This is a genomic window from Roseivirga sp. UBA838, assembly GCF_002296035.1.
Classification (GTDB): Bacteria; Bacteroidota; Bacteroidia; order Cytophagales; family Cyclobacteriaceae; genus Roseivirga; species Roseivirga thermotolerans.
On the sequence record NZ_DBHC01000013.1, the window covers coordinates 136,170 to 149,999 of the forward strand.

A 13,830-nucleotide genomic window follows, 5' to 3' on the forward strand; every position below is an offset into this window, starting at 1 on the left:
TCTTTTTTTATTCTCCTTTCAGTATTCTGTGTAAGGCACTGGCTTTCAACAGGCATTCCTCATATTCGCTGGCCGAATCGGCATCATAAGTAATGGCACTACCTACCTGAAAAGAATAGACCCCACTTTGTGCATTAACAAACAGACTTCTGATAAGTACATTAAAATCAAAGTCTCCGTTGGGCTCAATATAGCCTGCTGCTCCTGAAAATGCACCCCTCTTAGTGTTTTCGTATTGCTCTATGAGTTGCATTACTTTAACCTTGGGAGCTCCCGTCATACTGCCCATGGGAAAGGCGTGCTTAATGGCATCTATGGAATCGACATCGGATCTCAGTTCAGCGACTACCGTACTAATCATTTGATGTACCTGCTCAAAAGAGTAGAGGCCAAAAAGTTCTTCGACCTTAACCGTACCCGGTTTGGAGGTTCTGGCCAAATCATTCCGCACCAGGTCTACAATCATCATGTTTTCAGCAATTTCTTTTTCACTTGTGCGCAGTTGTTCTTTCAGTAGTTGATCTTCGGTTGTATTGGCCGAACGCGGCCGGGTGCCTTTGATGGGTTGCGAAATTATCTTTGTGCCTTCTTTTTTGAGGAAACGCTCCGGAGAAGCACAAACTATAAACTGATGATTGAACTTTTGAAGGCAGGAAAAGGGCTTGGGCGATATGGTGTTTAGCCTAAGGTAAGTGTCAACCGGATTCCAGTTCTGAACCGTTCCGTGAAACTCCTGGCAGAAATTAATTTCATAACAATCGCCCTCTTCAATGTGCTGTCTCAGTCGGTCTACTGTGTCTATGTATTGCTCTTTGGTAATGGAAGCTTGTGGTGAAGTAAAAATGCTGGCCGAATCGATTTTGTCGGTTAGTGCAATTTCTTCAGTTAAAGAAGGCTTCTCGGAGACAATGCGCAATCCGTCATCTTCAAAAAAAATGAGGTGCTCCGGCTCAAAGAAGGCTAATGGTTCAAATGCCAGCCGGTCGGTATTGTGGCTTTGCAGGTCTTCGATCTCATTCTTTAAATCATAACCAATAAAACCAAAAAGCCATCGGCCGGGAGCCAAATGCCTGAGTTGCTCAAAGTAATTGTTTTTGGTGCCGAAAACCGACTTGCTACCCACAGCAAGTACATGCCTGAATCCGTCATGGGGATAGGCAATGCCATTGTTTTGGTGGTAAGAGAAATAAGCAAATTGGTTGGCCCAGCGCAGGCAATCTTCAGTCCATTGCTGCCGGTTTCTGTCTCTATATGGAATAAAGTAGGTCAAGCCAAAGTTTTGGCAAAAATGCGCAAAGCTGGGAGTATAAAAAAAGAGACACTCTTAAAAGTGAGCCTACCGTAAGTCTACTTGTCGTAGAAGAAGGCCTCTTCAAGAGTGTCTCCGGTCATGAATGTAGTAATACCTTATTCCATAGTATTGTTACCTGAACCGGCTTCTAGTTCAAAGCCCACGTTTACGGTATTGTAAATAAAATCGTCTTTTAGCTTTTCGGCCAGTGAAGCTCTTTCCTTAAACTTGAGCCCCCATTCGGTGCGGTCAATGTTAAAGTTGGCAACGGCTTTTACAACACCATTTTCAATCTTTACTGAGGCCGGGAAAGAAATGTTTTTGGTAGTCCCTCTCATGGTAAGGTTTCCGGAAATGATATGCGTTGGGTTTTCAACCATAATCTCGCTCAATGATGCCGGAGTATATTCTGTTTCGGGCTCATCAAGATCGGCCTGCAAAGCGTTGGCATCGTATGCTCTGGCTCCGGTAATCTCAAAGGTTGCCGTGGGGTGATTAGCAGCATCAAAAAAGTCGTCAGACATTAGGTGACCCTTCAACTTGGCATTCCACTCAGAGTCGGACGGCAAGTCCAATACCTCTAAAGAATTAATGTCTATGGTAAAAGAACCGCCAACAACTTCCTGACCTTTCAGCAAAACCTCACCTTCGGTAACAGCAATGGTGCCATTGTGTTTGCCGGCAGGCTTGCTGCCAATCCACGTAATCACACTTTTTTCGGTATTTACAGGTACCACGGTAGCATCAGTAGATGAAGCTACTTCCTTCGCTTCAGAGGTTTCTACCGTGTCGCTGCTTTTTGAGCCACAGGCTACGGTAAAAGCAGCCAAAATAGCTAGTGCAAGTGTTGATTTGAAAATCTTCATTTTAGTCTTTAATTATCAGTTTAACTTTGTTTCTGTTTTGCGATTATCATAACCGATAATCTCATGGTTTGTTTTGAATCTGATTGCAAAACTGATAAGAGTCTCTGAAAGTTCAATGTATATACATATAAATTTTTTATGGCACTAATAAAAGGAGTTAAAGGCAAGCGACCGGAAATAGATAATAGCTGTTGGATGGCGGATAATGCCACTGTGGTGGGTGATGTTAAAATGGCAGCCCATTGCAATGTTTGGTTCAATGCGGTGATCAGGGGAGACGTGTGCTCAGTAGAAATGGGAGAGAATTGCAATGTGCAGGATGGAGCCGTTATTCACGGAACTCTAAATCTTTCGAAGACTGTAATGGGTAAAAATGTGTCCATAGGTCACAATGCTATTGTACACGGATGCACCATTGAAGACAATGTGCTTATTGGTATGGGAGCCATTGTTATGGACAATGCCGTGATAAAGTCTGGAGCTATGGTAGCAGCCGGAGCAGTGGTATTGGCCAATACGGTGGTAGAAGCTAATTCTGTTTATGCGGGTACCCCGGCAAAAAAAGTGAAAGAGGTAGACGAGCGATTGAGAAAGGTAATAGAGAATACTCCTGAGAATTATAAAATGTATACCACCTGGATAGAAGACTAGGGCGGGTATCTTCGAAAATTCTTCTATCTTCAAACATGATTCGTAAACCCCAGGTGGGTGAGTATAATGAGTTTTATGCTACCTACATCAGTAAGATAGAAGGCGATAATATGATGAAGTTGCTCAGAGAGCAGCTTACGGGTTTTTCTTCATTCTTAAGTGCCATTTCCGAAGAAACTTCGGAGTACGCCTATGCTCCGGGAAAGTGGAGCATTAAAGGGGTGTTGGCGCATATCAATGATGTAGAACGAATTTTTGCATACAGGGCTCTATGTATAGCCAGAGGAGAAAAGACACCCTTGCCGGGTATGGATGAAAACGAGTATCAGGCCGCCAGCCCTTATAAGATTAGAACTTTTTCAAGCCTTACCGATGAGTTCGTAGCCATACGTACGGCCACGCTCTATTTGTTCGAAGATATGCCGGAGTCCGATACCCTGAAAGTAGGAACAGCCTCCGGTCATCCTGTTAGTGTAAGAGCACTGGCAGCCATGATTTACGGACATTGCGAGCATCATCGGGGCATCATCCAAAACAGATACCTCTAATGTTTATTGTCGATCCTCACAAAGAATATCAGAAACAAACCGAATCGAGAATGATTATTCGGTTTCAAGATTGCGATCCGCTTCGGCATCTCAACAACGCAAAGTATTTCGATTATTTTTTCAACGCCCGCGAAGATCAGGTACCTAAACTCTACGGAGTGGAAATAATGGATCTGATCAAGTCATACGAAGCTTTTTGGGTGGTGTACAATCATCATATTGCCTACCTTAAGCCGGCCAATTTGGGCGAGTGGGTGCGTATAATCACGCGTCTTATCCATTTCGATGACAATACCATTGTAGTAGAATACCTGATGACAGACGATTACAAAAGTCATCTGAAAACACTCATGTGGACCACCTTTAAATACGTGGGAATGAATACAAGCCGCACAACGGTGCATTCCGATGAAGTAAAAGCCTATCTTAGGGCCATGCTTTATGGGCAAATCGATTATCATCCGGCACATTTCGATGACCGCGTGAAAAACATCAAGTCGGCCCTACAAAGTAATCTTTGATTTTCAAGAAAAAACATTTACATTATTTCTATAACTATTAATAAACAATTTAGATTTTATGCATTCCAATCAAGGTTTTGACCCTCAGGAAATTGAAGAGCTAAAGAAGGAAATGGCTGAACTGGGGCAATCCTATGTGGTGATCGATTCCGAAGACAATTCCGATGACTTCATGAACTTTTATTTTGTGGGTAAATACGAAGGCAAAGAAGTGATTTACGATGCCGTTATCTACACCCTCAAGCTTCAGCACAGCAGTGAAATATACGAGTTGGCAGAACACAAGGTGGCTCAAAAATTCCCGAACTATAAAAGCATAGTTTACGAAGAAGATGAGAATGGAGACATTGAGCCATTGAATGATGAAGAGGAGGAGATTGGCTTATACATGACCGAAGTAATGGACGAGCTGGAAGAAGACGAAGCTGTTAAAGTTCAGGAGCATGTAGATGTAGACCCAAACATTGACTATGGCATTGGCCTGGATGTGGGGCTACATGTAGATAAAATTACCCCTCAGGTAATAGAGAAATTCATCAAAGAATTTAATGATGATACGCTCAAGCTCGATCCGACTCACTACTCCTTTCAGTTCGATGATGAAGCCTAATGAATAATTAGCAAAAACGGCAGGAGAGTAGCTTCGTATTTTTCGCCAAAGATTGAAAATGAGAAAGCTTACTATTGTAATCATAGCATTGCTCTGTGTGACCTTGGGGTACGCGCAGAGCAATTTTAATGTAAAGGAACTCCGAAATAATTTACAGAAAGAACTGGATAGCCTGATCGCTCAACACGAAACACCCGGTGTTACTTATGCTGTGGTGTTGCCCAACAATGAGCTCATTTCGCTGGCAGCAGGCTGGGCCGATAGAGAAAATGGTGTTGCCATGACGCCCACCCACAAAATGCTTGGTGGCAGTACGGGTAAAGTATTCTATTCAGTGGTGGTAATGCAGCTGGTGAGCGAAGGTAAAATACAGCTCGATGTTCCCATTCAGCAGTACTTGGCCGGGTACGATTGGTTCCAACGCTTGCCCAATGCCCAAAATCTTACCATGAGAAGTTTGTTGAGGCATGAAAGTGGAATTCCCCGCTACGTGTTTAAGGAGCAGTTTCAGGCCGATGTGCTCAAAGATGCCGATAAGGTTTGGGAACCCAAAGAACTGCTGGCCTATGTGTTTGACGATGAGCCTTTATTTTCCGTTGGTGAAGGTTTTGCGTATTCCGATACCAATTACATCATTGCTGCCATGGTGGTAGAATCCGTTACCGGTAGAACCCTTTACCAGGAAACCATGGATCGAGTGGTGAAGAAGGCAGGGCTTAAATTTGTTGAACCGCAAGACAAGCGAACGTACAATGGACTGGCACAAGGATACAACGAAGACGATCCGTTTTTTCCCGGCCTTGCCTTAGATGAACAAGGCCGAAGCCGATATAACTGGCAATTCGAATGGGCCGGAGGTGGCTTGGTAATTACCTCTCAAGACCTGGCCATTTTGGCAAAGCAGATATACGAAGGTAAAATGTTCAATCCGGACTTACTACCAGAGTATTTCAACGGAAGAGATGCTGCGGAATTGGGTGGTCAATGGGGCCTTGGTGTGCACATAAGAAACAGCCCCTATGGAAAGATTTATGGGCATAGTGGATTTATGCCGGGCTATATAACCAACATGTTCTACTTTGTGGAAGACGGTTTTGCCATTTGCTATCAAATTAATGGTTCGGCTGCCAAATACAGAAGTATTATGCGCGACTTACCGCGATTAACGGCAATTGTTAAGGAAAGTATTCAGAACTAAAAACAACTGGGCGTACTTTTGACTTTTAAGTGATGTGTATGCTTAAAATTGCCTGGTCAGAAGTTTACGCCCATTCGTTGCCTCCCAACCATCGGTTTCCGATGGAAAAGTACAACCTGTTGCCCGAGCAGCTGATCTATGAAGGCACCATCAAAGAAGAGAATCTCTTTGCTCCTCAGCCTTTGCAGGAAGCCCAGATACTTCGCACCCACGAAGCCGACTATTGGAAAAAGCTCAAAACCCTGAGCCTTTCCCGAAAAGAAGAGCGCAAAACGGGCTTTCCTCTCTCTGAGGCCTTGGTAAAAAGAGAAGTAACCATTATGAATGGTACGGTACAGGCGGCTCTTTTTGCCCTCCAACATGGGGTGGCCATGAATATTGCAGGTGGTACTCACCATGCCTTTACCAATAGGGGCGAAGGGTTCTGTCTGCTCAATGATATAGCCATTGCAGCCCATTACCTCTTAGACCAGCAACTGGCACGGCAGGTTTTAGTAGTAGATCTGGATGTACACCAAGGCAATGGCACAGCTCAGATTTTTAGAGAAGAACCTCGGGTTTTTACTTTCAGCATGCATGGAGAACGTAACTATCCGATGCATAAGGAGCAGTCAGACCTGGATGTTGATTTGCCCGATGGCACTGACGACAGCAGCTATTTAAGGCTGCTCGACAGGCACCTGAAAGAACTAATGGATAGGGTGCAGCCCAATTTTGTTTTCTTTCAATCGGGAGTAGATGTATTAGCTACCGATAAGCTCGGAAGGTTGGCCATGACTATCGAAGGCTGTAAACAGCGAGACCGTTTGGTACTAGAAACCTGCAAGCAACAGCGTGTGCCACTTGTGGCCAGTATGGGAGGAGGGTATTCCGAACGCATTGCCCATATTGTCGAAGCTCATGCCAATACCTACAGGCTGGCTCAAGAGATTTTCTTTTAAGATTTTGTTGAAGGCTATAGCCCGGTGTGATGGTGTTTTTTCACCCTGTGCGGGGTATCCCTTAAATAATTCAATAGCCAATTCACACCAAATCATTTACTTTGCGTTAACAAAGTTTAAAGCAATCTGTCTTTTAACAATCCTTGCACAATAGCATATTGAACGTGCGAAACTCAACGAAATTCATGCGAAACCGCTGTTATTATATACTTCTGTTAGCTTTTCTCTCACTCCTGGCCAAAGCGCAAGAGCCCAATCATTTAAAAATCGACAGCCTCAATTCCTCTTACGATGAGCACAGCCCGGTGCTTAGCCCTGACGGGCAGACACTTTACTTTACCCGTGTGGGTCACGCGGCCAATATTGGTGGAGTGCTGGACCGAGGAGATATTTGGTTAAGTCGAAAGACAAAGTCGGGCTGGTCGCGCCCCGAACATGCCGGTAAAACCATTAATCATCCCGGTTTAAATGGAGTAGTGGGTTTTAGTGCCGATGGGCAGCGTATGTATTTACTTAATTATTTTGATCCGAATGGCAATGGCGGAGGCAATATGCGCAACGGCATAGCTGTTTCGCGGCTCGAGAATGGAGAATGGTCTACTCCCGAAAGGCTGAGAATTCGCTATTTCTCAAACGACTCACCGCATATAAGTGCCACCATCAACCCCGAAGAAACGGTGTTGATTATGGCCATTCGTTCTTATGAGTCCGAAGGAAACGAGGATTTGTATGTGTCTTTTAAGCAAGCCGATGGCGAGTGGAGCCAGCCGGAGAATTTAGGCAATACCATCAACACCTATGGAGAAGAGTGGTCGCCATTTTTAGCAGACGATAATGAAACTCTATACTTTAGTTCCAACGCTCATGGTGGCTTTGGCGGTAGAGACATTTTTATGAGTAAGAGACTCAATGGTTCATGGAAAGATTGGTCTAAGCCCACCAATCTGGGAGGAGCCATTAATACAAAAGGCACAGAGCGAGACTATTTCATACCTGCCTCAGGTACAATGGCTTTTTTCTCCAGCACCCAAAATAGCGAAGGCTACGGAGATATTTTCAACTTTCCGTTGAGTCAGGCGGAAAAAGCCTTTCAGCAGATTGAGGCCGAGGTTGATGAACCTCAAGTTGAAACGGAGATTGTTCCGGAAAAAGAAAAGTCTATTGTGGTAATGACCTTTCAGGTATTAGACAAGCGCACCGAACAACCTGTAGATGCTCAGGTAAAGTTTACTTATGGCGATAAAGAGATAGCTTTAAAAACGGCCGATATAGATTCGGAAAATAAACACTTTGTTCTCTCACTTGAGGAGGGTGCCAATGTGTATGTAGCTATCGAAGCGGAGGGCTTTCTCAAATACCAGGAAACATTTGTGGCCAATGCCAGTGTGCAGGGAGTAGGCAATGAGTTTGGTGGTTCTACAGTTGAAACCTTTTACCTAACGCCTGAAGAAGTGGGTACGAAAGTTAAAATCGAAAATGTACTGTTTAACCGGGCATCTTCTTCTTTTGCCAATCCTGAAGTTGCCATGAAGCAGCTGGATCAGATTGTACAAATGATGAAGTCTAACCCGGGAATGGCCATTCGGTTAGAAGGTCATACGGATAACAGAGGAGACGCCAAACTGCTCAAAGAACTCTCTGTGGAACGCGTTAAGCGAGTTCGTGATTACCTGATAGACAAAGGGATAGAGGCCGTCCGCGTAGAGTACGTAGGCTACGGAGGTGAACAACCGCTTACTGATAATGACAGTGCCACAGGTCGGGAAATTAACCGCAGGGTAGAGTTTGTAATTATTCGTTGAAAGCTTCGCCAAAAAACGGAAGCATCATTTCCTGAGGAATACGACAAGGTTTCATGGAGGCCTTCTTTAAGAGGCACCATTCGGAAGAAGATTGAACCAGGAGTGCATTGGTTTCTTCATTAAAAATGCGAACCTGACGTATAGATTTGGCGCCTTCAAAAGAGTGTACATGGGTTTTAACCAGAAGTCTATCTCCCAAAAAGGCCGGACGTTTGTATTCAATATGATGGCTCAAAGCCACCCACACATGGTCAGTCAACCACTGATTCAGGGCATTGTGCTCCCAGTGTGCTTTAGCCACATCTTGTACCCACTGCAGGTATTGCACATTGTTCACGTGTTCCATTTCGTCCAGGTGGCTACTCCTGACGACTATTCTAAGTTCAAATAACTGGGCTTTGAGCATGGCACAAGATAGAGAATTCGCTTTTGACTGAACAAAACTATCAGGGCTTGGTTTTCTTCATAAATCCATCTCAACTTGCAACAGGTATTTACGGATATTCCGACCAAAACATTGGTAGAGCAAAAGATAGTGGCCCTTTTACATGAGGGCGATAAACAGTCTGTCCGGCTCATTTTTAAACACTATGGGGTGGTTCTGCTCAATGTAATTCAACGAGTAGTAGGGAATAGAGCCATGTCTGAAGAAGTGTTGCAGCAGGTGTTGCTGAAGGTTTGGCAAAATGCCCAGTCGTACAACGCTCAAAAAGCAGGGCTATACTCTTGGTTGGTGGCTATTAGTAGAAATGCTGCCCTGGATCAGCGAAAGACCAAAGATTTTAAGTTAACCCAAGCCTCTCGCGATGCGCTGGAAGTAATGGCTTTAGAGAACAAGGCCGATGCTTCGAACAGTATAGATAAAATGGTTACCGAGCAGTTGTTAGAGCAACTGTCCGATCACTACCAAATATTGATAAAAATGTCGTTTTTTGAGGGATATTCGCATCAGGAGATTTCCGACACACTCAATATTCCTCTAGGTACGGTAAAGACAAGAATTAGAATGGCTTTAAAACAACTGAGAGCTATTATCTAAATGGATGTGCAAAAATACATAGCGTCTGGTGTGCTGGAAGCCTATTGGGCTGGTGAGTTGAACGAGCAAGAAATGCGCGAGGTAGAAGCTATGGCCAGTCAGCACCCCGAAGTGAAGCAAGAGCTGGAAGAATTGAGAGAAGCACTTAATGAATTTGCGGCAATGAAAGATGCGTTGCCCGATGAAGATGTACTCAATGAAGCCATGAAAGAGGTAGAAGAAAGTGAGCAAAACCGATTTTGGGAAGTTTTGTCTGAAGACGATCGCAGCTTTGTAAAAAGGGCTAAATTTTCTCTTTGGGCCGTAGCGGCCACTATACTTTTATTGATTAGCCTAGGCTTTAATTTTTACTTTTTTGGACAGTTTCAGCAAGCCAGAGAAGAACTGGCTCAAGCCAAAGTAGAAAGCCAGCAGCTAGCCCAACAAATATCCGATACCCGGGAAAACCTGGAGTATGCCCAATTGCGCATTGCTCACTTTCTAAATGAAGATAATATTCATGTGAGGATGGAGGGAGAGGATATTTCGCCCGAGTCTTATGCCAATGTATTCTGGAACAAGAAAACTAATGCCGTCTTCATTAGTGTAGATAATTTACCGGAACCACCGCATGGTCATCAGTACCAGCTTTGGGCAATTAAGCCTGGTCAACCCCCTATAGATGCCGGAATCTTTGATCATAATCAACTTGTTCAGGAGTTAAAGGTAGTAAAAGGCAAGGTGCAGGCTTTTGCTGTTACGCTCGAAAAAGAGGGGGGTAGCCCGGTGGCTACTGTCGACAAAACCTACGTGAAAGGCTTTTTACAGGCCGGCTAAATCTTTTGGCTCCAATAATTTATCTGGTCTATTTCTACCTAACTAATTTTTTTAAATTCTAAGTAGCTGTTTATTAGATATTTAAAATTTCTTGTTTAATTTTTTAGAAAAAATATTAAACACAAAAATCCATTCAGGTAAGTGAGGTCGTAACTGGGATAGAAAACAACAACAAATAACTATCCGAATTATGAAAACACAGAGATTAATGAAAGTAGTACTGGGTGCATTTTTGTTTCTTACCTGCATGACAGGCCAAACCCAAGCTCAAACCAAAGACATCGTAGATCTGGCCGCAGGCAACGAAAATCTTTCCACGTTGGTGGCTGCAGTAAAGGCTGCAGGTCTGGTTGAGACCCTGAAAGGGGATGGCCCTTTTACCGTATTTGCTCCAACCAACGAAGCCTTTGCAGCGTTACCTGACGGCACATTGGAAATGTTGCTGAAACCTGAAAACAAAGACAAACTGATAGCCATTCTCACCTACCATGTGGTAGCAGCAAAAGTGATGTCTACCGATTTGTCCAATGGTCAGAAGGCAAAAACGGTTCAGGGCGAACAAGTATCGGTTATGATTAATAATGGCCGAGTGATGATTAGCGGAGCACAGGTAGTAGTGGCCGATGTAAAAGCTTCCAACGGGGTAGTACACGTTATCAATAAAGTAATACTACCACCTAGTATGAAATAAAGACTCACGGGCTTAGTAGAGGCAGAGTTCGAAGCATTTGTCAACGGTATAGCCAAGATGAAAGCAAGTTGAGCGGCAGGTGCGTAAAGAACCTGCCTCTTTTTGTTTATGCCCTCAACCACTTTTAGGTTTTGAAGCTAAGGGAGCAATGCTTAACATTGGCATATGAAGGTAATCGAATGTCCGAGAGATGCCATGCAGGGAATAAATGAGTTTATTCCTACTCAGAAGAAAACTGACTACATCAATGAGTTGCTGAAGGTAGGGTTCGACACTATAGATTTTGGAAGCTTTGTTTCTCCTAAGGCCATTCCTCAGATGCGAGATACTGCCCAAGTGTTAGAAGGGCTTCACTTGTCAAGCACTACATCTAAGTTGTTGGCCATTGTGGCCAACCTCAGAGGAGCCACCGATGCTGTCAGCTTTGAAGCCATAAGTTATCTGGGATTTCCGTTGTCAATTTCAGAAACCTTTCAGCAACGCAATACCAACAAAAGCATAGGGGAGGCCCTGACCCAATTGGCCGAAATTCAGAACCTGTGTGTTAAGCATAATAGAGTACTCGTTACCTATATATCAATGGGCTTTGGTAACCCATATAATGAGCCGTTCAATGAAGAAATTGTTTCGGCCTTTGTAGAGAAGCTTGCCAATCTTGATATTAGAATAATTAGTTTATCTGATACCATTGGAGTTGCTGAACCACAGGTAATTAAACGTATTTTTAAAAATAGTATAACCGCCTACCCAACTATAGAATTTGGAGCACATTTTCACTCCACTCCGCAAACGGCCAGGGAAAAAATAATAGCTGCATTAGAGTCCGGGTGTCAGCGCTTCGACTCGGCCATAAAGGGTTTTGGAGGTTGCCCTATGGCCAAAGATGAACTCACGGGAAACATCGCTACCGAGGTGTTGTTAGAGACACTCGGAGAAAGAGGAGTCGCTCCCGCCTTTAATCAAGAAGCTTTCGACCGCTCATTAATAAAAAGTCTGGAGGTATTTCCGTCATGAAGAAAGTAAGCCTTGTTATGATGATACTTGCCTGTAGTGCGAGTGTAGGTCTTGCCCAAAAGAGTCTGAATAGAAGCATGGGAGGTTTAAGCTACGGCAGCCCGGAGCAGGTAGGTATAAACGGAGAAGTGCTCAGTAGGGAAATTGAGCGAATAATTACTCAAGCCATAGACTCTATGGCATTTCCGGGAGCTCAGGTACTGCTGGCCAAAGGAGGCGTTATATTTTATCAGGGAACCTTCGGATATCATACCTATGACAGCTTACAGCCTGTGCAACCCACCGATCTGTACGATCTGGCTTCGGTTACTAAAGTTACGGCAGCAACTCTTGCGCTCATGAAACTCTACGATGACGGTTTGTTTGACTTAGATAAAACGTTTAGCCATTACTTTCCAAAAATTGCTCGCGGAGATAAGAAAGACTTAACCATGCGCGAAATATTGGCCCATCAGGCAGGACTTAAGGCATGGATTCCTTACTGGTCAGAGTCGCAACGAAAGAATGGCAAGTGGCGCTGGAATACCGTTAAAACCGACTCTTCCAGGCGTTTTCCTCATCGGTTGGAGGGAACAGACCTATGGTTGCACAAGAATTTTAAAGAAAGGAAGATATATAAGGCTATTAGAAAATCAGAAGTAAGCGAAGAGAAGAAGTACCTGTATTCCGGATTGGTATTTTACCTTTTTCCTGACTTGGTGGAGAGGCTTACGGGAGAGCCATTTGATGAATACCTGAGAAAACACTTCTATGAGCCTCTTGGAGCGGAAACACTCGGTTTTAATCCATTAAACCGGTTTCCTTCTGAACGCATTGTGCCTACCGAGAAGGATACTTTTTTCCGAAAAACACAACTGCATGGAGTAGTGCACGATGAGGGTGCGGCCATGATGTTGGGTGTATCGGGCAATGCAGGCTTGTTTAGTAATGCCCACGATTTGGCCAAGGTGTATCAAATGTTGCTGAATGGCGGAGAATACGAGGGGAAAACCTATTTAAGCACTGCTACAATAGAGGAATTTACAAGAGTACAATTTCCGGAAAACGGCAATCGAAGAGGACTAGGTTTTGACAAGCCCTTGTTAGAATACAACGAACGAATTAGTAGTGTGGCGAGAGGGGCTATGCCTTCCAGTTATGGGCATACGGGCTATACTGGTACACTGGTTTGGGCCGACCCTGACTACGACTTGCTCTTTATCTTTTTATCGAACCGAGTATTTCCAACCCGAAACAACAGTAAGATATACAACTTAAATGTGAGACCTTCTATTCACAACTTGGTGTACGAGCTGTTGCGAATTGCTGATGGTACCTATACCATCGGTACCCATTGGAACTAATCAGTCAGCGTAGTAGGAGATAAGAATATCTCTTTTGTGTAAAGTATCTAGTACCACCGGTAAAGTTTCTTGTAGTCTTTGAAGAATCTTTTTACAGTTTTTCTGGTGTATTTGAGGTTGCTCCTGAAGTCTCTATACCCTTCAAGCTCATCTAACTGCAGGAAGATATTTATACCGTCAAGATTTAAGCTTCTGCCACACATGGACGCACTCTGTTGTCCTTTAAACACATTGCTAAAAATATACCAGGTCTGACCAATTTCGAACCCAAGAGAGCAAGACGTGTTTTGACTGTCGGTTCTGATTTCAATGAGATCCTTGTCTGCGTTAAAAAGATCTTCATCGACACGAAAAGTGATGATTACCTTCCATTCGTTGTCCGGTATTTTTTCTACGGAAGCAACAGTACCTATGAAAACAGATGTGGAGTCGGTGAGCATGGCTTTTTTTAAAGGCTTGGCTTTAGAACAACTGCAAGCAAGGGAGGTTGAGTTTAAAG

General features: G+C 43.9%; 16 protein-coding genes. 12 read left to right on the forward strand and 4 right to left on the reverse strand.

What is annotated here, in order from left to right; all coding sequences use genetic code 11:
• Window positions 1-7 precede the first annotated feature (7 nt).
• Together B3O12_RS05025 and B3O12_RS05030 are read right to left on the reverse strand one after the other, a co-directional pair.
• Entirely contained in the window at window positions 8-1,270 is a 1,263-nt protein-coding gene (locus B3O12_RS05025; protein ID WP_286755533.1) for an anthranilate synthase component I family protein, read from the reverse strand.
• A gap of 137 nt (window positions 1,271-1,407) precedes the next feature.
• Complete coding sequence (locus B3O12_RS05030) at window positions 1,408-2,157, reverse strand: YceI family protein (RefSeq protein ID WP_189629913.1); 750 nt, start codon at window positions 2,155-2,157, stop codon at window positions 1,408-1,410.
• 138 nt (window positions 2,158-2,295) lie between these two features.
• Here B3O12_RS05030 and B3O12_RS05035 point away from each other — a divergent pair, with 138 nt between their 5' ends.
• From B3O12_RS05035 to B3O12_RS05065, 7 genes are all read left to right on the forward strand, one after another.
• The gene (locus B3O12_RS05035) at window positions 2,296-2,808 is read left to right on the forward strand and encodes a gamma carbonic anhydrase family protein (RefSeq protein ID WP_189629914.1); all 513 of its coding nucleotides are present in this window, start codon (window positions 2,296-2,298) and stop codon (window positions 2,806-2,808) included.
• Between the two features lie 35 nt (window positions 2,809-2,843).
• On the forward strand, window positions 2,844-3,356 hold the full coding sequence (locus B3O12_RS05040; RefSeq protein WP_189629915.1) for a DinB family protein: 513 nt from the start codon (window positions 2,844-2,846) through the stop codon (window positions 3,354-3,356).
• A complete protein-coding gene (locus B3O12_RS05045; RefSeq protein WP_189629916.1) occupies window positions 3,356-3,877 on the forward strand; it encodes an acyl-CoA thioesterase in 522 nt (173 codons plus the stop codon). Before B3O12_RS05040 ends, B3O12_RS05045 begins: the two co-directional genes overlap by 1 nt.
• Before the next feature lie 58 nt (window positions 3,878-3,935).
• Window positions 3,936-4,487 (forward strand): hypothetical protein, encoded by a 552-nt coding sequence (locus B3O12_RS05050; RefSeq protein WP_189629917.1) that lies wholly within the window; start codon window positions 3,936-3,938, stop codon window positions 4,485-4,487.
• Window positions 4,488-4,545: 58 nt separating this feature from the next.
• Entirely contained in the window at window positions 4,546-5,685 is a 1,140-nt protein-coding gene (locus tag B3O12_RS05055) for a serine hydrolase domain-containing protein (RefSeq protein ID WP_286755534.1), read from the forward strand.
• 38 nt (window positions 5,686-5,723) lie between these two features.
• On the forward strand, window positions 5,724-6,626 hold the full coding sequence (locus tag B3O12_RS05060) for a histone deacetylase family protein (protein ID WP_286755535.1): 903 nt from the start codon (window positions 5,724-5,726) through the stop codon (window positions 6,624-6,626).
• 185 nt (window positions 6,627-6,811) lie between these two features.
• Entirely contained in the window at window positions 6,812-8,428 is a 1,617-nt protein-coding gene (locus B3O12_RS05065) for an OmpA family protein (RefSeq protein ID WP_286755536.1), read from the forward strand.
• Here the strand turns inward: B3O12_RS05065 and B3O12_RS05070 are convergent.
• The gene (locus B3O12_RS05070) at window positions 8,418-8,834 is read right to left on the reverse strand and encodes an acyl-CoA thioesterase (protein WP_189629921.1); all 417 of its coding nucleotides are present in this window, start codon (window positions 8,832-8,834) and stop codon (window positions 8,418-8,420) included. The genes B3O12_RS05065 and B3O12_RS05070 overlap by 11 nt on opposite strands.
• Before the next feature lie 75 nt (window positions 8,835-8,909).
• Here B3O12_RS05070 and B3O12_RS05075 point away from each other — a divergent pair, with 75 nt between their 5' ends.
• From B3O12_RS05075 to B3O12_RS05095, 5 genes are all read left to right on the forward strand, one after another.
• Complete coding sequence (locus B3O12_RS05075; RefSeq protein ID WP_286755537.1) at window positions 8,910-9,467, forward strand: RNA polymerase sigma factor; 558 nt, start codon at window positions 8,910-8,912, stop codon at window positions 9,465-9,467.
• Window positions 9,468-9,473: 6 nt separating this feature from the next.
• Window positions 9,474-10,283, forward strand: a complete 810-nt coding sequence (locus B3O12_RS05080) for an anti-sigma factor (RefSeq protein ID WP_189629923.1) — start codon at window positions 9,474-9,476, stop codon at window positions 10,281-10,283.
• A 208-nt stretch (window positions 10,284-10,491) separates the two neighbouring features.
• Window positions 10,492-10,974 (forward strand): fasciclin domain-containing protein, encoded by a 483-nt coding sequence (locus B3O12_RS05085; protein WP_414706566.1) that lies wholly within the window; start codon window positions 10,492-10,494, stop codon window positions 10,972-10,974.
• A 165-nt stretch (window positions 10,975-11,139) separates the two neighbouring features.
• Window positions 11,140-11,988, forward strand: a complete 849-nt coding sequence (locus B3O12_RS05090) for a hydroxymethylglutaryl-CoA lyase (protein ID WP_189629925.1) — start codon at window positions 11,140-11,142, stop codon at window positions 11,986-11,988.
• The gene (locus tag B3O12_RS05095) at window positions 11,985-13,331 is read left to right on the forward strand and encodes a serine hydrolase domain-containing protein (protein ID WP_286755538.1); all 1,347 of its coding nucleotides are present in this window, start codon (window positions 11,985-11,987) and stop codon (window positions 13,329-13,331) included. Before B3O12_RS05090 ends, B3O12_RS05095 begins: the two co-directional genes overlap by 4 nt.
• 47 nt (window positions 13,332-13,378) lie before the next feature.
• Here the strand turns inward: B3O12_RS05095 and B3O12_RS05100 are convergent, their stop codons facing one another.
• The gene (locus B3O12_RS05100; protein ID WP_189629927.1) at window positions 13,379-13,771 is read right to left on the reverse strand and encodes a hypothetical protein; all 393 of its coding nucleotides are present in this window, start codon (window positions 13,769-13,771) and stop codon (window positions 13,379-13,381) included.
• Window positions 13,772-13,830: the final 59 nt, after the last annotated feature.

Excerpts from the sequence above, each read along its gene's own strand:
- B3O12_RS05030 (WP_189629913.1), bottom strand. The coding sequence starts at position 2,157 with ATGAAGATTTTCAAATCAACACTTGCACTAGCTATTTTGGCTGCTTTT.
- B3O12_RS05035 (WP_189629914.1), top strand. The coding sequence starts at position 2,296 with ATGGCACTAATAAAAGGAGTTAAAGGCAAGCGACCGGAAATAGATAAT.
- B3O12_RS05040 (WP_189629915.1), top strand. The coding sequence starts at position 2,844 with ATGATTCGTAAACCCCAGGTGGGTGAGTATAATGAGTTTTATGCTACC.
- B3O12_RS05045 (WP_189629916.1), top strand. The coding sequence starts at position 3,356 with ATGTTTATTGTCGATCCTCACAAAGAATATCAGAAACAAACCGAATCG.
- B3O12_RS05050 (WP_189629917.1), top strand. The coding sequence starts at position 3,936 with ATGCATTCCAATCAAGGTTTTGACCCTCAGGAAATTGAAGAGCTAAAG.
- B3O12_RS05055 (WP_286755534.1), top strand. The coding sequence starts at position 4,546 with ATGAGAAAGCTTACTATTGTAATCATAGCATTGCTCTGTGTGACCTTG.
- B3O12_RS05060 (WP_286755535.1), top strand. The coding sequence starts at position 5,724 with ATGCTTAAAATTGCCTGGTCAGAAGTTTACGCCCATTCGTTGCCTCCC.
- B3O12_RS05065 (WP_286755536.1), top strand. The coding sequence starts at position 6,812 with ATGCGAAACCGCTGTTATTATATACTTCTGTTAGCTTTTCTCTCACTC.
- B3O12_RS05070 (WP_189629921.1), bottom strand. The coding sequence starts at position 8,834 with ATGCTCAAAGCCCAGTTATTTGAACTTAGAATAGTCGTCAGGAGTAGC.
- B3O12_RS05085 (WP_414706566.1), top strand. The coding sequence starts at position 10,492 with ATGAAAGTAGTACTGGGTGCATTTTTGTTTCTTACCTGCATGACAGGC.
- B3O12_RS05090 (WP_189629925.1), top strand. The coding sequence starts at position 11,140 with ATGAAGGTAATCGAATGTCCGAGAGATGCCATGCAGGGAATAAATGAG.
- B3O12_RS05095 (WP_286755538.1), top strand. The coding sequence starts at position 11,985 with ATGAAGAAAGTAAGCCTTGTTATGATGATACTTGCCTGTAGTGCGAGT.
- B3O12_RS05100 (WP_189629927.1), bottom strand. The coding sequence starts at position 13,771 with ATGCTCACCGACTCCACATCTGTTTTCATAGGTACTGTTGCTTCCGTA.